The following is a 17,950-nucleotide window of genomic DNA, read 5'->3' as shown; positions in this document are numbered from 1 at the left end:
CCATAAAAGTTAAGTTTAAATCTTGTATTGCTCAAAAAACTAATAATTGACGTTTACTTCATGTTTTGTTTAGTTTTCAAAGTTCACTTCGTCGCTCAGAAGCAACTTTAATATAATAGCATTTTGCTGAAGTATCTGTCAACATGTTTTCACTATTTTATTTTGTTGTTCGACTTGTTTGTCGTGACAACATTTTAAGGGTGATAACTGGTAGTAGCCTTTCTTCCATCGGCATTGGTTTTCCTCACTTGTTATCGCTTGTACACCATACTCTTCTAAAAAAAAGAAACAACTTTATCCAATCTGTCTTTTTCAGAAGAAATTTATTAGTTATTTGTATCTTCATTTTATTTGAGATATAATACATTAAACCATTTTCTTTACCGAGATCCACGTTAGATTTTACCCTTATTCTATTTATGAATAAGGGTTTTTTATATTATAAGTTATAAAAGAAGTCGGATTCTACTTGATAGAATCCGACTTCTTTTAGTTAACTATGCTTTTTTTACATTAGTTGCTTGTGGACCGCGTTGCCCTTGTCCTACTTCAAATGTAACTGCTTGACCTTCATCTAATGATTTGAATCCATCAGTTTGAATTGCTGAGAAGTGAACGAATACATCATCACCATTTTCACGTTCAATAAATCCAAACCCTTTTTCTGCATTAAACCATTTTACTTTACCATGTTCCATTTTTGTTTCCTCCTAGTGCGATTTACACACATTATAATATTTCAATATTAACATTAAAAGTAAAGATAATCAAATTCACCTAATGAAATATAAATGACATTACATATTTTTATGACCAATACTAAATTTCTGATTACTTAAGAGGCTTCATTTTTACAATATTGCCGAATTATATTTTCAGGGTAGTTGAACAACCTGTGCCAACTACTTGACTCTTTTTTTGTCCTTAGTCATTAATTTTGAAAAAAGAAAGCACTTACTAAAAAAACACTTATTTATTGACTTGGTTTATTTATTAGTGATTGATAATATTTTTTATCCGATGCAAGGTGCAGGTGTAATCGAATCTATAGAAGAAAAAGAGGTACAAGGTGAAATACAGCAGTATTTTATTATAAGATTACTAATTAAACAGATGGAAGTAATGATTCCAATTTCGAAAATGGATAATTCAAGAATTCGAATGGTCGTTGATTCACATACGCTCGACAATATATTAAATAATTTTCATAATGGAGAATCTGATCGTTCTCTTTCATACAAACAAAGATTTAAGCTAAATACTGAAAAAATGAAAACAGGTAATATTGAGGAAGACGCAGAAGTAGTACGTGATTTAATGCGTATAGATAAAGAAAAATCTCTTAATTCAAGTGAAAAACAGATGTTAGGTAACGCAAGTAAAATATTTATCAGCGAACTTGGATTAGTTAAAGGGATTACAGAAATTCAAGCCAAAGAACTATTATTCGGATAAAAAATTATCATTTAAACCCACATTAATGAAGATTATAGAATTTCAAATTTTCAAATCGTGTATGAAACGAAACTTTTTATATTAAGAAAATAGTAAAGCCCCGTTTAAGGTTACCCCTTTTATATAAAATCAAACAAGAAACAGACATAAGAAAATATGCGGCACCTGGAAGTGGAAATCACTTTTCAAATTAAGAACATTAGCGATTTGTTCAACGACGAAAAGCATCCAATTTAATTGGATGCATATTTAAGTATTCCACTTAAAAAGAGTGAATCTTCTAGTTGTGTGCACTCTTTTAGTTTTATTAATCCATCTAGTTCTAGTTCCTTAGCCAGTTTTTCAATCATATTTGTATCATTTTCCAAGGAATTTTTAATATTGATTAAAAAGAAATTTCCTCTTGTTGCAAGTCGAAGGCTCTTTAATAGATTTTCTTTACTCATTTTCCAATCTCCCTTCTAAATTAAATTAATTCGACACAATAGAGGTTTTCTCCTGTAAATTCAATTCAGTTACAAACTACTCGTGCAGATTGCGTTGTCAATTGTTTGTTTAACCGTTGATCTTATAATCGGCATTAACATGGGAGATCGTCCTCAAACAGAAACGGTCACCAGCTGGCTCAATCTTGTTGTCTACGTGTTTGTATTCTTTTGGGTTAGAAAGACTAAGTTGACTCAACAAGATCATTGGATTAAAAATGTAGGGTCGGTTCTGTTAACATTTGTAATCAGTTTTTGTTTAATTCTCTTTGTAAGTGAAAAATACTATTATATGAACAACCACTTAGTAAAATTTATAGTCTATGTATTTATTATTCCAGTCAAATGGGCGTGGAATTTTAAGAACTATTCTATGTGGATCAACAGTCTTTTTATCTTTATTCCTTCTCTTTCTGCCTTCATCGGTTTGTATAGCCGTTTTTACAAAAGAAACAACTTTAGATGATGATTTTTAACACAATTGAAATGAATGACGAACTCTACATTTTGGTTAATGTGGCTTTTTTTACTTTTACGGTCAAAGTTCCTTTATAAAATCAAACAACGAAATCGGTTTTATTCGGCAACTCTTTTTGTTGTTCAACTAGTCGAGTAGAAAGGAGTCTTTTTACCTTACGGTAAATCGAACTCCATCCCCTCCCAGAACCGTGCTTGCGCTATTAACTCACACGGCTCCTCCAACTTATCATTCACAGAACTTAACTAATTTCTATCAGACTTTATTCTGCTATCCTTAGTAGTTTTGTTTCCATTTATTCTACCTCTGTGTGTAGTAAATGTGTCCCTATTAAGGGTGATACTTTGGTAGCAGCCTTTCCTCCATCGGCATTCCCCAACTTCATAGGTACTACGCTGCTATCCGACTCCCTACATCGGCATTTGGTTTCCTTACTTATTATCGCTTGTACACCATACTCTTCTATTAAATGAAAAGACCGGTAGGGTCTCCCGAGTTGCCGTATCATATCAATGTGTTACGTGCCAAGGTCTCTGACTCCGGAGAGGCTTTACCCTTCTTGCCTTAACGAAAGGTAAAATGTTGCTTTCTGCTATGCGTAAGGCATCAGCCCTCTCGATTTACTAACATTTCGAAGCTCAATCCCTTCAACCATTTGGCTTTCGGCCCGCAACCTAGCTGTCTACGCTTAAAGATTAAAGTTACCTTTAATCCTTCAAGACTCGCTACAAGTGAATGGCTAGTTCTTTCTCGACGGGAATCCCACCCGCTATATGATACGACCTTGGCTCGGCCGCACACGCAATGCGTTAGTTACATAAGGATTATTCTAATTCATTCTTTTTAAATACTCTCCAAAATTCTCCATTAGTCAATAATTGAGTGAACACTTTTGTTATTGTTTTACGACTTATTTCTTCTATCAATAGCTTATCACTTGCCCAAAAACATTTACCATTAAGACATTCACTGGTAGTTTCGTTCTTATTTTTTAAGCTTAATATATTCTTAAATGTAAAAAATGAAGCTACCCATTTAGTTTCATCCTCGAATTTAACAATTACATCTGTATTCTCATCAAAAATGTCATAATCGCTTGACCATTCTTCTGCTTTGATCCAAATCTCTTTCATGGTCCAACTCAAAATTGTGTATTTGTTATTGAACTAAAGCATGCGTTAGCCAACCATGAATCATTAGATTCACCACTGTGAATGGAAGGTTATATCTTACTTCCATAGTAGTTGTATAAGGTTTTATATAAAACTTATAAATTATTAACTTCATTAGCAGTACGGATGCCTGATTCTATTGCCCCTTGTATCCATCCAGGTGTAGATGATGCGTGAGAACCCCCAAAATGAATTCTACCTTCTGGTGTCCCAATAAATGGGCCGAGTTCTCTTTGTTGATTAGGTTTATACATAATAAATGCTCCACCAGAAAATGGATATCTAGTCCAACTATGTGAGAATCCTGCTAAAAATTCTTTATACACAATATCTCCAAAGATAACAGAAAGATCATCTAATGCCTTATCAATACGATCATTATTTTTCATATGATCCCAAATTTGTGCGTCGTCTTCCCATGTATAACTTGCTAGTATCACTCCTGTTTCGTAACCAAAGTCATGACTCGGGAAATAGGAAAATTTTATAGGTAAGTCTGTTGTTAGTTTTCCACCAAATAAACCTAATTTTTCCCAAAACTTTGTTCTGAACTGTAGTGCAATTTTTGTTGAATCAGCATAGTGTAATTCTCTTATAACTTTCCATTTATTATAAGAAATAGATTCGATAGGTGTCACATCTACAAAGTTAAATAAAGAAAAAGGAATGGTTGAAATAACATAATCACATTCAAAATGATCTTCTTTTGTAAGTACTCTGTTTTCTGTATAGATTGTTAGTTTGGAATTCCCTTGCTTAATTCTTTTTACTCTTTCATTAAGCAATATATTGTCCCTCAGTTGAGGTAAGAATGCTCTAACAAGATGGTCAGTTCCACCTGTAATTTCGTATAGTTTTAGGTTTGGTGTTAAAAGTACAATAACCTCTCTTAAAATTGCCGTAAATGCAAGTTCTGGAAATCCTTCCAAACCAATAATTGTTTTTATCATATCGACAGCCCCAGTCGATAAAGAAGGTCCTACAGGATTATATTTTAAAAAATTTTCCATGGAGTATTGGTCATACTTAATAATAACGGATTCCCAGTTTTTTATTGGATCTTGATTTATGAACTCAACCACTGGACCAACTGCTGATAAAAGTAGTTCTGTTGCAGTTTTTCCTTTTTCATGTGGAGCAACAGGATATTTTAATATATCTGGATTTGAATCGTAACTTTTTTGGTTTGTTAGTACATTATTAACGAATATTAAATCATTAGGAGTACTATTAATAAATTCATTTACTTGTAAATTAAATTTATTTATTAATGCAAATGTTAACTTATGGATTGAAGGGATTCGCATAGCTCCTAGGTCAATATATTGGAAATCTAGAAACGGTTCTCTTCTTGTGTAAATCCGTCCACCTATTCTTCTATTTGCTTCGACAACAATAACCTGATGGCCTGCTTCTTTTAAAAGTGAAGCTGCAACTAAACCAGATATACCTCCACCTAAAATAGTTATTTTCTTTGGTGAATTCGTTTTATTCAATCCATTTTGAATTATATAAATCATTTGTTCCATTGAGAGGATTTCTTGAACCAAAAAATACCACCCCATCTTACGAAAAATAGAATATCTTTAAACGTTATTCTATTTCTAACTGAAGTAGAATTTTATTTTTCACAAAAGTTCAAAGCGAAATTTCTTATTTAATTAATCTGCCATTTAGTGACATAAAAAAATCGACTAAACAGCCGATCTTGTTGTTCAACTAGTGCAATGAGTTAGTTACATAAGAACTTTTAAAAGTAGTTAACAGATTTACTGAGTTAAACATACCCATACACCCTAATCACATTATCAAATACATCTCCAGAAACGTGAATATTTTTTAGAATATTTAAAACACCCTTCCTTATTTCCTGGGTTTCTACCTTAATCTCCAACCATTCAATACACTTATATCCACCTATCCTAAAATGATAAAACCATTCCCCATCCCAAGTGCTAATAAAGCGTGTTTCAATGTCTTTTGTTCTCCATTGATTATTATTAGGGTAGTCACACATCGATAATCTAATTTCTTCCCACTTTTTATCATTCATTACTTGCTGATATTGATTATTAGCCATTATTTTTGCACCCTTAAACTTACTTATAATGCTAATCAACTAACGCGCCAGTTAGGTATATAGGAGATTCAATCTACAAACTATTGCTTTTTTTAGTTTATTGTACTTTTGGAAAACTAACACTTGGGTGAACTCTTGTTTACTCTCTTCGTACTGTATTATACGTAAGCCTAAATGTCTTTTTCTAGTAATTGATTCATCAGAACTTTTTTGAGTTGACTGCGGCGACTTGATTCTACAAAAAGGTATTTTCCTTTACACATTTGCATTAAGAAAAGCAAAAGAATTTTTAAAAATTGCATTGAATAACGATTATTTCATTTGGATATTTTATGGAAGTATCATAAATTCAGGAGGTAACACATGAAAGCAGTCACGTACCAAGGTCATTCTAAAACCATAATTAAAAACAAGAAGAAAAGCCGTACTCTTCGGAATACGGCTTTTTCCATATGATATATATATAAGGAAGTGTAATTACATATATGAAGGTACTTTCAATGATTCAACCTTGGGCCAGCCTTTTTCTTTTTAATGAAGCACAATACGAAACAAGAACATGGAAAACTAAATATCGTGGTCCATTGGCGATTCACACAAGTAAAAAAATAGATAGTAATGTTTGTAATAACAATGCAATTCAGCATTTGCTTAGTAAGCACGAGTTGAATAGGAGCAATCTACCAACCGGCATGATTATTGGTGTCTGTAATCTTATTAATTGTTTAAAAGTAATAGAAGATAATCAAGAAAGTGCAGTATTAGAAGATGGACGTATTGTTTCAGGAAATGACTACTTCTTAGGAGATTTTAGAGTAGGGAATTATATTTGGGAAGTTTCCAATAAAGAAATGTTAATCGATTTTATACCAGCTAAAGGAAAATTAGGTTTATGGGAATACAATATAAATTAGTTGTTTACTTCTGGAAAAACACACTAATAATGCGTTAGCGCTTAACAGTGAATATTTTCAGTATGAAATTTTATTAATTGTATTGTATATATTAAACAAATCTTCTTTGCCGACCATCCTACTATATAGTGAAAAAGAGGATGATTGATTTATGATCATCCCTTTTGTTCTTCAACTAAACGCATGCGTTAGTTGCATTAATGAGTATCTATTTTAATAGAAAAATAAATAATTATAAAATATGACGCTCAATGGTATTAAGAATAAATGAGCAATAAAAATTCCCCACTTTGTTTTATTGTTTGGCTTACCAGATTTAAATATTATATTTAATAAAATGGCACCTAAAATACTTATACCAATTATAAAACCATAAAATAATAAATCAGTAGTGGATGCCGAAGCACTACCTGACATCATGCCTAACACAAAATACAACGGTATACTTATAGGAAATACGACTAAAAAGGAACAAAAATAAACTATTAAACTTAATTCTATCTTATATTTTTTCTTTTCTTCCAACACAAATACCCCTTATTCTTTTACAATTAGTATTTAAAAATATTCTTTTTATTTATCTAAATTTTAACAAAAATGTCCATCATATTTCTAAGGTAAATTATCCTATTTAATTCTCAACCTTATTCAACTAAACTGCCATTATGTTGAATAAGGATCCTCTCTATGCCATTAGTAAACTTTAAGTATTTATGACAAAAAAAACAGAAAAACCCTCATTAGGGTCTCTCTGTTTCTCACTTTCTACTAATTTCGCACGCCATTTAATTCTCCATAACCGCTCTCTATTTCGCTGCTTTCTCATACTCCTGCTTGAAAAAGCTCTTCATCGAATGGAACACATCTGACTTCTGCTTCAAAATATAATAGCGAAATTTCTCGTCATTTATGTTTTTATACGCGGACATTAGCGTACTGTGTCGATTGTATTGGTTTACTTCTCCGTATCCGAACATATTGCTCACTTTCATTAATTCTTGAACTAACTTTACGCAGCGAGCATTATCAGATGTTAAATTATCTCCATCAGAGAAGTGGAATGGATAGATATTATATCTTTCAGGAGAATATTTGTATTCAATCACTTCTAAGGCTTTTCGATAAGCAGATGAACAGATCGTTCCTCCGCTTTCTCCTTTTGTGAAGAATTCTTCTTCTGTAACTACTTTTGCTTCTGTATGGTGTGCAATAAACTCGATATCAACTGATTCATATTTTGTTCTTAAAAATCTAGTCATCCAAAAGAAGAAGCTTCGTGCCATATACTTTTCCCATAAGCCCATACTTCCGCTCGTATCCATCATTGCGAGTACGACGGCTTTAGATTCCGGTTTTCTAATTTCATTCCATGTACGGAACTTTAAGTCTTCTGGAGATATTGGATAGAATGATGGCGTACCACTCATAGCGTTGCGTTTAAACGCTGACATCATCGTACGTTTTTTATCAATGTTACCCATTAACCCAGTTTTTCTAACGTCATTAAATTCAATGTTTTCTACAGTATTTAAATCTTGTTCTTTTCTTTTTAGATCAGGTAATTCTAATTGACTAAAAAGAGCTTCCTCTAATTCCATTAGTGAAACCTCTGCCTCATAATAATCTTCGCCTGATTCCTTACCTGCTCCTTGCCCTTTACCAGCACCTTTTTGTGGCTGGCCTCCTTGTGAACCATCTCTTGCCACTACATCGCCAACTTTACTGTCTCCAGTACCCTGACCAACGTGTTTATTTTTATCGTAGTTGTATCTAATCTTATACTCATCTAGTGACCGAATTGGGATTTTTACTACATCGCGCCCATTTGACATGATGATGCTTTCTTCTGTGATCAAATCTGCTAAATTCTTTTTAATCGCCTCTTGTACCTTCTCTTGGTGGCGCTGTTGGTCGTCGTGTCCTTTACGATGGAGGGTCCAGTCTTCCTGTGAAATGGTAAAATTATGCTTTTGATCATGTTCATTATTTTCATTACTCATTTTCTTTCCCTCCCTTACTTGTTTTGATTTATTTGTAAAAATAAAAAAATCGTCACACAGTAATACACAATTGCATAAACTAATTCGGTAGGTGATTTTCTACCCTTTTTTATGGATTACTCTATCATATGCAGAAGGACACAATAATTGACAATGTTTCTTCTAAATTTTACACCCATTTTTTCAGAAAATTGGACGAGTCCTAAAAAATAAATATATTTTTATAAAAAATCCAATAAACTTTTGCCTTTAACTATATGTAACAATACTTAAAAAAGAACAAAAAAATAAGTGGAAAACTAGTAAAAAGTTCTCCACTTTTTTTATTTAAGGTAAATTATGCCCCATTCCAGCTACGTAAATTCGTAACCATTGTTCCGCTGACATACTTATCTTTGTAGACTCAACTGCTGTTTTAACACGTTCAATTTTACCAGACCCTACGATTGGCATCATTTTAGCAGGATGAGCTAATAACCATGCGTACATTACTTCGTCGATTGAATTTGCGCCAATTTCACTAGAAATCTCTTCAAGCATTGCTCGAACTCGTACCGCTGATTCAGATTGACTAGTAAAAATTTGTCCGCCAGCTAATGGGGACCAGATCATTGGAGCAATATCTTTTTCAAGTAATAAATCAATTGTCCCCTTTTCAAAATGCTCTAATTGCATTGGAGAAACTTCAATTTGATTTGTTACTAAAGGCATGTTTAGATATGCTTGTAATGCGTTAAATTGAGATGGTAAAAAGTTTGATACCCCAAAGTGGCGTACTTTTCCTTCCGAATGAAGTTGATTAAACGCCTCTGCGATTTCCTTTGGATTCATAAAAGGATTTGGTCTATGTATTAAAAGTAAATCGATATAATCTGTTTGTAGATTTTCCAGAGAATTATTTACACTCATAAGGATATGCTCTTTACTAGTATCATAATGATTCATTTTAAGTTCAGGAAACTTTGATGACTTTAACTTTATTCCACATTTAGTAACGATTTGGATTTTTTCACGAAGTTCCGGTTTTAGCGCTAAAGCCTTTCCAAAAATTTCTTCACATGTATAGCCACCGTAAATATCGGCATGATCAAATGTTGTAATTCCTAAATCAATGCATTCTTCTATAAATGTGACTAATTGTTCTGATGTCATTTTCCATTCAGATAAACGCCATAAACCGTGAATAATTTGTGAAAACTCAAGATTTTCAGCTATTTGAATTCTTTTCATCTACACTATCTCACCTTTCTTTTTAATCATTATCATCATTATAGGATAAACATTATTAATTGCAAAAGAAAACGGCTATCTAATAGATAGCCGCTTAAACAATTTATCGGTTAAGTAATGAGCCTACATAGCGTAATAATTCATTTGCTGATGTTGAGTTATAACCATATTCATCAACTAATCTGCTGACAACGTCATTGATTTTCTTTAATTGACGCTCGTCAGGAGTTTTTGTGGACGTCGTAATCTTCACAACATCCTTCAAATCCGAAAAAAGTTTCTTTTGGATAGCTTCTTTTAATCTTTCATGTGAATTGTAATCAAAACGTTTGCCTTTCCTTGCATATGCAGAGATTCTGATTAGTATTTCTTCACGGAATGCTTTCTTTGCATTCTCAGAGATACCAATTTGTTCTTCAATCGAACGCATCAACTTCTCATCTGGATTCATCTCTTCACCTGTTAAAGGATCACGAAGCTTATTCTTATTGCAATACGCTTCTACATTATCAAGATAATTATCCATAAGTGTTTTTGCAGACTCTTCATATGAATAAACAAAAGCTTTTTGAACTTCTTGTTTGGCAATATCATCGTATTCTTTTCTTGCGATTGAGATAAAATTCATATAACGCTCACGATCTTCATTAGAAATAGATGGATGTTGATCTAAACCATCTTTTAATGAGCGTAATACATCCAAAGCATTAATTGAAGGAATCTCTTTTCGAATAATTGTAGATGAAATACGGTTAATGACATATCGTGGATCGATACCATGCATACCTTCATCTAAATATTCTTTCTTCAGCTCCTCTAAATCAACAGTGTTATAGCCTTCTACCATTTCACCATCATATAGACGCATCTTCTTAACTAAATCAATATCTCCTCGTTTTGGTTCTTTTAAACGAGTAAGAATTGTAAACATTGCTGCAACACGTAAAGTATGTGGAGCAATATGAACATTTGAAACATCACTTTCAGAGATCATTTTTTGATAAATTCTCTCTTCTTCACTTACTCTTAAGTTATACGGAATTGGCATTACGATTATTCGAGAATGAAGTGCTTCATTCTTCTTATTATTAATAAAGGATCTGTACTCTGTTTCATTCGTATGTGCGATGATTAATTCATCCGCAGAAATCAATGCAAAACGCCCTGCCTTAAAGTTTCCTTCCTGTGTCAGGGATAATAAGTGCCATAAAAACTTTTCATCACATTTTAACATCTCTTGGAATTCCATCATTCCACGGTTTGCTTTATTCAACTCACCATCAAACCGGTAGGCACGCGGATCTGACTCTGATCCAAATTGAGCAATTGTTGAAAAATCAATACTTCCTGTTAAATCTGCAATATCTTGGGATTTTGGATCAGATGGGCTAAAAGTACCAATACCAACTCGACGATCCTCTGATAAAAATACTCTTTCTACCATAACATCTTCTATTCTTCCACCAAACTCTTGTTCAAGTCTCATTAAGTTTAAAGGTGAAAGATTTCCTTCAATTCGAACTCCATATTCATTGAAAAAATCATCTCTTAAATGGTTAGGAATTAAATGCAATGGATCTTCATGCATTGGGCAACCTTTAATAGCATAGATTGCTCCTTGATCAGACCTTGAATAATTTTCTAAGCCTCTTTTTAACATCGTTACCAGTGTAGATTTACCACCACTTACAGGACCCATTAACAATAAAATACGTTTTTTTACATCTAATCTCTTGGCAGCAGGATGGAAATATTCTTCCACGAGTCTCTCTAATGCTTCTTCTAATCCATATAGGTTGTTATTAAAGAAACTGTAGGTTTTTTTACCATTCACTTCTTCAATACCTGCGTCTTTAATCATATTATAAATTCTAGAATGTGCAGTTTGTGCAACCAATGGCTCCTCTTTTAACATTTCAAGATACTCAGCAAAAGTGCCTTCCCATTTCAATCTTTGTTCCATGTCCCGATGCTGCTCAAGTTTCTTTAAAATATCCATGGACAAGTACCTCCTTCTTCTCATCTGTAAGAGAGATTATTAAAGGATATGCAAGGATGTCCGTACTCATGCTATATCTTTGAGTAGGAAAATATATTTTATCGAAATCCAATTCTCATAATTTTACTTTCATATTTCTATGTTTTTTTTGTATAATAAGGTTTAGGGTGTTGGGAATTTTTCAATTGGGAGGATACATACTGATGAGACTAGCATTAATTTTATTAGTAACAGCATCATTCATAGCAGCAATTTTCACAGGCGGCTATAATGACAAACCTGGACTGAAAAACAGATAATATTTTTTAAAGGATGCTTCTAAACGCGGATCTTAATTTTATTTAGACCGTTTTAATGGAAGCATCTTTTTTATTTTTGTACTCTTTGATAAACTCTTAAATTAATACAAAAAAAATCACCATTATATGGTGACTTTTATTATTTAGAATAATCCTTTACCTTTAACAACTCACGGAAATCTTGCTGACGTAAAGCTTCGTAAATTAAAATTGCAGCTGTATTTGATAAATTTAGTGACCTAATATGATCAGTCATTGGTATACGTAAGCAAGTTTCCATATTTTTGTCAATTAACTCTTTCGGAAGCCCTGTTGTTTCTCTACCAAATACAAAGAAAATCTCTTCATCTAAATTTGTATAGTCAAAGTTTGAATATGTTTTTTCCCCAAATTTAGTTATAAAGTAAAATTTCCCGACTTTATACTGATCAAATAAATCGTCCAAAGAATCATGATAATGTATATCTACATGCTCCCAATAATCAAGACCAGCTCTTTTTAACATTTTATCATCAGTTGAAAAACCTAACGGACGGATTAAATGCAAACTTGTATCTGTTCCTGCACAAGTACGTGCAATATTTCCTGTATTTGCTGGAATTTGTGGTTGATATAATACAACGTGTATTCCCATCTTTTTCACCTCTATATTGTTTCAATGCTTTATATTATACCAAATTCGTAATTAATAAGGTATTATTCCATTGGAGGGTTAGAAAAGTCATCAACGAAGTGATAAAACTTATACTTAATATTCTCTGTAAAAGCAGAAGAATCATAATATGACCAATATCTTTTACGGCTATTTACAGTATGTGCATTCACTAACGGTTCACCATTTTCATCCTTAGCAACAACGATTGTACAATGATTCCATACTCCATCACCTTCGAAATCATATACGATAATATCCCCCAATGTAAGGTCTTTTGGAGAAGGCACCTCTTCTGCTTTAATTCCAGTTTTAGGCGCAGGTAAAAATCTTCTTAATGCATGAGCAACTCTCCAGCTATAACTACTATTCGAATGATTTTTATACCACCACCCTGTCCCTGGTTTTGGCATTCCAACCATTCGAATACCTCCAGCCCTTAAACATTGAGATATAAAATTAGTACAATCATTTGCATACAATGGATATTCTTTATTATGGCCATCCCACCAGGTTTCAGCATATTTAACAGCATTAAATCGGTTATATCTGTTATTTCGATCTAATGATTCATTTTCACCTAAATCATCTTCTTCGAGTTCAAAATTTTCAACTTGATTATCAATCGGGAAAGCTATATCATATAAGATTTCATCATTTTCAATCGCGATCTGTCTTTCATGTTGATCCTCTTCAAAATATAAATCGGTTTGCTTTAAAAAATATCGCGTATGGAATGTATAATTTATATACGTTACGGCCTGTTCAGTCCAAATATTGTTTACATCAAGATTTCCATATACTTTCACTAATGAAACATTACGCTTATTATATAATTCAACTTTACGCCTGATTGCCTGATATTCTTTTTCTTGAATAGGATGACCTCGATGTCCTTCACCAAAATAAAGATGTAATCGTTCTTTTAAATAACGCTCTAAAAGTTCACGATTAAACAAGATAATCCCCCTTTTCAACATATATTCCTATTCTATACGATGTTGAAAAATAAGAGATTATACCACTCAATATTGATTACTTTGAAAGAACAGCATTAATTTCATTTAATACAATCTCGTCTTGCTCTTTTTGCAAACAACTTTCAATAAATGGTGTACTGCTCATTCCTTCAATCTCAAAAATAGCCCAAATAGCTGTACCTCTAATTACTGGTCTTGCATCTTTTTTCGCTAATTCCTTTAAATCATCTAATGCCGATTCATCTTTAAAATGTGCTAAAGCAATGATGGCATTTCGCTGAATAGGGTTCTTTCCTCTCCATGACCCAGACATTTGGCCAAACTGACTTTTAAACTCTCTGTTACTTACCTTTAATACAGCGCGTAATAAAGGTTTTACAGTTTCCGGATCAGGTTCCATCTCAGTATGATGAGTAAAATTAATTCCTTTGTTTTTAGGACAAACAGTCTGACATGTATCGCATCCATATATACGATTTCCCAGCTCTTTTCGAAACTCAACAGGAATCATCTCTTTTGATTGTGTTAAAAAAGCAATACAATTTTTAGCATTTAATTGACCTGGAGAAACAATCGCACTTGTCGGACAAACATCAAGGCATTTTGTACACTCTCCACACTGTTCCTCAATAGGCGAATCTGGTTCAAAAGGTAATGAGGTAATCATTTCCCCTAAATACACATAAGAACCGAATTCTGGCGTAATAATTGAACAATTTTTAGCACTCCAACCTATACCTGCTCGCTCAGCTACAGCTCGATCTACGAGCTCCCCAGTATCGACCATCGACTGAACCTTTGCATTTGGATAATGTAATAAAATAAATGACTCAAGCTGAAGTAATTTCTTTTTTACAACTACATGGTAATCTTCCCCCCATGAGGCCCTACAAAAGATACCCCTTGTGGATCCTTTTTTACTTTTAGGAGGATTTTTCAATTTAGATGGATAAGCTAGTGCAATTGCAATTATTGAATTAGATTCAGTCATAATTTTTCTTGCATCTACTCTTCGCTCAATATCCTTTGTCTCAAACCCCGATTGATAATTTAATTCCTGCTGCCTATATAAACGATTTTTTAATGTTAAAAATGGATCAACAGTCGTAAATCCAATCTTATCTATTCCAATTTCTTTACTATATGAAATCAATTCTTTTTGAAATTCTTTTATATTCACAAGAATCACCTAACTGCCTGTTAATTTACAAATTATATTTTCTATTCTAGTCAGAAAATTATTTCTTTATATAATTATGTCACAAAAGCCTTTAATAATAGACTTTTTAATATAAAAAAACGCAATGTATCGTTCTTCGAATGAATCAATACACTGCGTTGTTATCAAGTTATAAGTGCTAAACTACTAATACAAATGTTATCTGTATTTAGTAGGTTTTTAATGAACTTGTAATTAAATTTATCATAATCATGTCATAAATTCAAGAATAAAATCAATTTTTGTCGAAAGAGTTTTAGCATGAATTATGAAAGGGTCGAGAATAGATAATCTTTACAGCAATTTAAAAATAGCAGAAGACGTGAGTAAGGAAAAGATAAATATTATTAATTAGCTAATAGCAGAGGATATTGAAAGATTTGTAGAAATTTGAATAAAGGTATAACTAATTTTCCCATAGAATTCTTCTTTATAGGTTAAATATAGGAGGAGAGTAACTATGACAGATCCTTTAGTAAATGAAGAAAAAAATCCTTTGGTCGAAAGTTTTGAAGGTGTCTGTAGTTTGATTGAAGAAACAAACGACAGAATTGATTTTACACAGGATACACTTAAAGAACTTGATCGATACAATAATGAGAAATTAAAAGATGCAAAACAATTTACTATTAAAGTAGCTGCTGCAAGCCTACTAATAGCAACAACAGGCTTAGTCGTTACTTTAGCAAATAAAAGAAAACCAAAACAATTTGATTGGCTTGCTGCTAAGCAGAAACGTAAATATGTAAAAATGTAACGAAGAGCATTTCTAAATGGAGAATAGCCATATAAAGAAAGGCAGCGACCATTGTTATAGTCGCTGCCTTTCTTTATGATAATTGTTAATATAAAATGAGGACCATTATTTAATGCTGTATGAAAGATGAAGAATATAAAAATCCTATTCTTTTCCTTACCCTTTACGATCTAAACAAAAAAGGATTCTGCATCTCTGCAAAATCCTCTTCTCTGATTTCAATATAGCGGTGACAAGACTCGAACTTGCACATCCGTGAAGATACCTGATTTTGAGTCAGGCGTGTCTGCCATTCCACCACACCGCCAAAAAGTTATAAAATAATTATAATATATGAAAGACAAATTGTCCATTCAAATCTGTAATTAAAAACCTCTTACAAAAGTAAGAGGTTTAATGATACCGAGGGCCGGACTCGAACCGGCACGGGGTCAACCCCCGCAGGATTTTAAGTCCTGTGTGTCTGCCATTCCACCACCCCGGCAGAAGTAAATTAAAAGGCGGTAACCGGATTTGAACCGATGATAAAGGTTTTGCAGACCTCTGCCTTACCACTTGGCTATACCGCCATATTTGGAGCGGAAGACGGGGTTCGAACCCGCGACCCCAACCTTGGCAAGGTTGTATTCTACCACTGAACTACTTCCGCATAAATGGCTGGGCTACCTGGATTCGAACCAGGGCATGACGGAATCAAAATCCGTTGCCTTACCGCTTGGCTATAGCCCATTAATTAAGAACTTTATATATTATATTCAATTTATTATAAATAATATTACTCACTCGAGTAAACGTTACAATAATTTAAATGGGGCGACCGATGGGAATCGAACCCACGAGTGTCGGAACCACAATCCGATGCGTTAACCACTTCGCCACGACCGCCATTATTGTATTATTTGGCAGGGGCAGTAGGAATCGAACCCACACCAAAGGTTTTGGAGACCTCTATTCTACCGTTAAACTATGCCCCTATAAAATGGTGGAGGGGGACGGATTCGAACCGCCGAACCCACAGGGAGCGGATTTACAGTCCGCCGCGTTTAGCCACTTCGCTACCCCTCCGGTTAAAGAGTGCCGACTAGAGGACTTGAACCCCCAACCTACTGATTACAAGTCAGTTGCTCTACCAATTGAGCTAAGTCGGCATATTATTAATTAAATCACTTTGTTTAGTTACTTATATATCATTTATCCTACTCAAACTTAGGTTTTGTGTAGTAATCTTCATAAAGTCGTCCTTGTCTCATATAGATAATTCAAGGTGTTTTTCGACAAGTACGCTGATGTTTCGCTACGAAGCTTATTCGTTCGTGCTCTACCAATTGAGCTAAGTCGGCTTAATAATTATTTTAAGATGGTGGCTCGGGACGGAATCGAACCGCCGACACGAGGATTTTCAGTCCTCTGCTCTACCGACTGAGCTACCGAGCCATCTTAAATGGCGGTCCCGACCGGGATCGAACCGGCGATCTCCTGCGTGACAGGCAGGCATGTTAACCGCTACACCACGGGACCATTTGGTTGCGGGGACAGGATTTGAACCTGCGACCTTCGGGTTATGAGCCCGACGAGCTACCAGACTGCTCCACCCCGCGATAATGTGGATACTATTTTTTTAGATCCATGAACTGTATTTCGTTAAGACCATCCCAATCTCAGGATGTTATTGCAAGTTGCAGCTCGATTGGTATGCTGAAGTAATTTCTTCGAAGCATATTCGTTCGTGCTCCACCCCACGATAATAAGAGATATTTATTAAATTTAATTAGATGGTGGAGGATGACGGGCTCGAACCGCCGACCCCCTGCTTGTAAGGCAGGTGCTCTCCCAGCTGAGCTAATCCTCCGTAATAAAATGGTGACCCGTACGGGACTCGAACCCGTGTTACCGCCGTGAAAGGGCGGTGTCTTAACCGCTTGACCAACGGGCCAGTATAATAGTGCTGAAAACATGTGGCGGAGAGCAAGGGATTTGAACCCTTGAGACAGGGTTACCCGCCTACACGATTTCCAATCGTGCTCCTTCGGCCACTCGGACAGCTCTCCAAAATGGCTCCGCAGGTAGGGTTCGAACCTACGACCACTCGGTTAACAGCCGAGTGCTCTACCACTGAGCTACTGCGGAATAATCATAAACCAAGCGACGTTCTACTCTCACAGGGGGAAACCCCCAACTACCATCGACGCTGAAGAGCTTAACTGCCGTGTTCGGTATGGGAACGGGTGTG

At 34.2% G+C, this 17,950-nt stretch carries 15 protein-coding genes, 16 tRNA genes and 1 rRNA gene; 3 read left to right on the top strand and 29 right to left on the bottom strand.

Annotated elements, in window-relative coordinates:
* Positions 1-497 precede the first annotated feature (497 nt).
* Positions 498-698: a cold-shock protein gene (locus tag ACFVR2_RS24880; protein WP_056474809.1), complete on the bottom strand. Its 201-nt coding sequence runs from the start codon at positions 696-698 to the stop codon at positions 498-500.
* A gap of 277 nt (positions 699-975) precedes the next feature.
* Here ACFVR2_RS24880 and ACFVR2_RS24875 point away from each other — a divergent pair, with 277 nt between their 5' ends.
* Positions 976-1,455: a CarD family transcriptional regulator gene (locus tag ACFVR2_RS24875; RefSeq protein WP_387368130.1), complete on the top strand. Its 480-nt coding sequence runs from the start codon at positions 976-978 to the stop codon at positions 1,453-1,455.
* Positions 1,456-1,688: 233 nt separating this feature from the next.
* On the opposite strand, the gene ACFVR2_RS24870 is transcribed toward ACFVR2_RS24875, so the two are convergent.
* The 4 genes from ACFVR2_RS24870 to ACFVR2_RS24855 all read right to left on the bottom strand — a co-directional run bounded on the left by ACFVR2_RS24870 (position 1,689) and on the right by ACFVR2_RS24855 (position 5,670).
* Positions 1,689-1,901: a hypothetical protein gene (locus ACFVR2_RS24870; RefSeq protein ID WP_387368124.1), complete on the bottom strand. Its 213-nt coding sequence runs from the start codon at positions 1,899-1,901 to the stop codon at positions 1,689-1,691.
* Positions 1,902-3,242: 1,341 nt separating this feature from the next.
* Entirely contained in the window at positions 3,243-3,551 is a 309-nt protein-coding gene (locus ACFVR2_RS24865) for a hypothetical protein (RefSeq protein ID WP_387368121.1), read from the bottom strand.
* 134 nt (positions 3,552-3,685) lie between these two features.
* Positions 3,686-5,119 carry a flavin monoamine oxidase family protein gene (locus ACFVR2_RS24860; RefSeq protein WP_387368127.1) on the bottom strand — a complete coding sequence of 478 codons (1,434 nt, stop codon included), beginning with the start codon at positions 5,117-5,119 and terminating at the stop codon, positions 3,686-3,688.
* Between the two features lie 248 nt (positions 5,120-5,367).
* Positions 5,368-5,670, bottom strand: coding sequence for a DUF6678 family protein (locus ACFVR2_RS24855; protein WP_387368119.1), 303 nt, complete (start codon positions 5,668-5,670; stop codon positions 5,368-5,370).
* Positions 5,671-6,155: 485 nt separating this feature from the next.
* Here ACFVR2_RS24855 and ACFVR2_RS24850 point away from each other — a divergent pair, with 485 nt between their 5' ends.
* Entirely contained in the window at positions 6,156-6,584 is a 429-nt protein-coding gene (locus ACFVR2_RS24850; protein ID WP_387368116.1) for an ASCH domain-containing protein, read from the top strand.
* A gap of 213 nt (positions 6,585-6,797) precedes the next feature.
* On the opposite strand, the gene ACFVR2_RS24845 is transcribed toward ACFVR2_RS24850, so the two are convergent.
* The 7 genes from ACFVR2_RS24845 to queG form a co-directional block, all read right to left on the bottom strand.
* The gene (locus tag ACFVR2_RS24845) at positions 6,798-7,109 is read right to left on the bottom strand and encodes a hypothetical protein (protein WP_387368113.1); all 312 of its coding nucleotides are present in this window, start codon (positions 7,107-7,109) and stop codon (positions 6,798-6,800) included.
* Positions 7,110-7,390: 281 nt separating this feature from the next.
* Positions 7,391-8,584 carry a sporulation protein YhbH gene (yhbH, locus tag ACFVR2_RS24840; protein ID WP_387368110.1) on the bottom strand — a complete coding sequence of 398 codons (1,194 nt, stop codon included), beginning with the start codon at positions 8,582-8,584 and terminating at the stop codon, positions 7,391-7,393.
* 327 nt (positions 8,585-8,911) lie between these two features.
* Entirely contained in the window at positions 8,912-9,814 is a 903-nt protein-coding gene (locus ACFVR2_RS24835; protein ID WP_387368107.1) for an aldo/keto reductase, read from the bottom strand.
* 103 nt (positions 9,815-9,917) lie between these two features.
* Positions 9,918-11,813, bottom strand: coding sequence for a PrkA family serine protein kinase (locus tag ACFVR2_RS24830; protein ID WP_097976853.1), 1,896 nt, complete (start codon positions 11,811-11,813; stop codon positions 9,918-9,920).
* Between the two features lie 438 nt (positions 11,814-12,251).
* Positions 12,252-12,746, bottom strand: a complete 495-nt coding sequence (gene trmL, locus ACFVR2_RS24825; protein WP_387368103.1) for a tRNA (uridine(34)/cytosine(34)/5-carboxymethylaminomethyluridine(34)-2'-O)-methyltransferase TrmL — start codon at positions 12,744-12,746, stop codon at positions 12,252-12,254.
* Positions 12,747-12,808: 62 nt separating this feature from the next.
* Positions 12,809-13,723, bottom strand: a complete 915-nt coding sequence (locus tag ACFVR2_RS24820; protein WP_387368100.1) for an amidase domain-containing protein — start codon at positions 13,721-13,723, stop codon at positions 12,809-12,811.
* A 76-nt stretch (positions 13,724-13,799) separates the two neighbouring features.
* Positions 13,800-14,924, bottom strand: a complete 1,125-nt coding sequence (queG, locus tag ACFVR2_RS24815; protein ID WP_387368097.1) for a tRNA epoxyqueuosine(34) reductase QueG — start codon at positions 14,922-14,924, stop codon at positions 13,800-13,802.
* Positions 14,925-15,423: 499 nt separating this feature from the next.
* Here queG and ACFVR2_RS24810 point away from each other — a divergent pair, with 499 nt between their 5' ends.
* On the top strand, positions 15,424-15,720 hold the full coding sequence (locus ACFVR2_RS24810; RefSeq protein WP_056467865.1) for a hypothetical protein: 297 nt from the start codon (positions 15,424-15,426) through the stop codon (positions 15,718-15,720).
* Between the two features lie 224 nt (positions 15,721-15,944).
* On the opposite strand, the gene ACFVR2_RS24805 is transcribed toward ACFVR2_RS24810, so the two are convergent.
* The 17 genes from ACFVR2_RS24805 to rrf form a co-directional block, all read right to left on the bottom strand.
* A tRNA-Leu gene (locus ACFVR2_RS24805) sits at positions 15,945-16,027 on the bottom strand.
* Between the two features lie 93 nt (positions 16,028-16,120).
* Positions 16,121-16,204 (bottom strand) — tRNA-Leu (locus tag ACFVR2_RS24800).
* Between the two features lie 14 nt (positions 16,205-16,218).
* Positions 16,219-16,289, bottom strand: a tRNA-Cys gene (locus ACFVR2_RS24795).
* 5 nt (positions 16,290-16,294) lie between these two features.
* A tRNA-Gly gene (locus ACFVR2_RS24790) sits at positions 16,295-16,369 on the bottom strand.
* A gap of 5 nt (positions 16,370-16,374) precedes the next feature.
* A tRNA-Gln gene (locus tag ACFVR2_RS24785) sits at positions 16,375-16,449 on the bottom strand.
* Positions 16,450-16,529: 80 nt separating this feature from the next.
* A tRNA-His gene (locus tag ACFVR2_RS24780) sits at positions 16,530-16,605 on the bottom strand.
* A gap of 15 nt (positions 16,606-16,620) precedes the next feature.
* A tRNA-Trp gene (locus ACFVR2_RS24775) sits at positions 16,621-16,694 on the bottom strand.
* A 6-nt stretch (positions 16,695-16,700) separates the two neighbouring features.
* Positions 16,701-16,785, bottom strand: a tRNA-Tyr gene (locus ACFVR2_RS24770).
* Positions 16,786-16,795: 10 nt separating this feature from the next.
* Positions 16,796-16,868, bottom strand: a tRNA-Thr gene (locus ACFVR2_RS24765).
* 210 nt (positions 16,869-17,078) lie between these two features.
* Positions 17,079-17,154, bottom strand: a tRNA-Phe gene (locus ACFVR2_RS24760).
* Between the two features lie 8 nt (positions 17,155-17,162).
* A tRNA-Asp gene (locus tag ACFVR2_RS24755) sits at positions 17,163-17,238 on the bottom strand.
* Positions 17,239-17,241: 3 nt separating this feature from the next.
* A tRNA-Met gene (locus tag ACFVR2_RS24750) sits at positions 17,242-17,318 on the bottom strand.
* 175 nt (positions 17,319-17,493) lie between these two features.
* Positions 17,494-17,569: transfer RNA gene (locus ACFVR2_RS24745), tRNA-Val, on the bottom strand.
* 9 nt (positions 17,570-17,578) lie between these two features.
* Positions 17,579-17,653: transfer RNA gene (locus ACFVR2_RS24740), tRNA-Glu, on the bottom strand.
* Positions 17,654-17,676: 23 nt separating this feature from the next.
* Positions 17,677-17,768, bottom strand: a tRNA-Ser gene (locus tag ACFVR2_RS24735).
* 4 nt (positions 17,769-17,772) lie between these two features.
* Positions 17,773-17,847: transfer RNA gene (locus ACFVR2_RS24730), tRNA-Asn, on the bottom strand.
* Between the two features lie 10 nt (positions 17,848-17,857).
* Positions 17,858-17,950 (bottom strand): 5S ribosomal RNA (gene rrf, locus ACFVR2_RS24725); the annotation flags it as partial.

This window comes from Gottfriedia sp. NPDC057991 (genome assembly GCF_042886615.1).
Lineage (GTDB): Bacteria > Bacillota > Bacilli > Bacillales > Bacillaceae_G > Gottfriedia.
The sequence above is the reverse complement of the archived record's forward strand: the minus strand, read 5'-3'. Positions and strand labels throughout refer to the sequence as shown.

Excerpts from the sequence above, each read along its gene's own strand:
- yhbH (WP_387368110.1), bottom strand. The coding sequence starts at position 8,584 with ATGAGTAATGAAAATAATGAACATGATCAAAAGCATAATTTTACCATT.
- ACFVR2_RS24850 (WP_387368116.1), top strand. The coding sequence starts at position 6,156 with ATGAAGGTACTTTCAATGATTCAACCTTGGGCCAGCCTTTTTCTTTTT.
- ACFVR2_RS24860 (WP_387368127.1), bottom strand. The coding sequence starts at position 5,119 with ATGGAACAAATGATTTATATAATTCAAAATGGATTGAATAAAACGAAT.
- ACFVR2_RS24810 (WP_056467865.1), top strand. The coding sequence starts at position 15,424 with ATGACAGATCCTTTAGTAAATGAAGAAAAAAATCCTTTGGTCGAAAGT.
- ACFVR2_RS24880 (WP_056474809.1), bottom strand. The coding sequence starts at position 698 with ATGGAACATGGTAAAGTAAAATGGTTTAATGCAGAAAAAGGGTTTGGA.
- ACFVR2_RS24835 (WP_387368107.1), bottom strand. The coding sequence starts at position 9,814 with ATGAAAAGAATTCAAATAGCTGAAAATCTTGAGTTTTCACAAATTATT.
- ACFVR2_RS24865 (WP_387368121.1), bottom strand. The coding sequence starts at position 3,551 with ATGAAAGAGATTTGGATCAAAGCAGAAGAATGGTCAAGCGATTATGAC.
- ACFVR2_RS24855 (WP_387368119.1), bottom strand. The coding sequence starts at position 5,670 with ATGGCTAATAATCAATATCAGCAAGTAATGAATGATAAAAAGTGGGAA.
- ACFVR2_RS24870 (WP_387368124.1), bottom strand. The coding sequence starts at position 1,901 with ATGAGTAAAGAAAATCTATTAAAGAGCCTTCGACTTGCAACAAGAGGA.
- ACFVR2_RS24830 (WP_097976853.1), bottom strand. The coding sequence starts at position 11,813 with ATGGATATTTTAAAGAAACTTGAGCAGCATCGGGACATGGAACAAAGA.
- trmL (WP_387368103.1), bottom strand. The coding sequence starts at position 12,746 with ATGGGAATACACGTTGTATTATATCAACCACAAATTCCAGCAAATACA.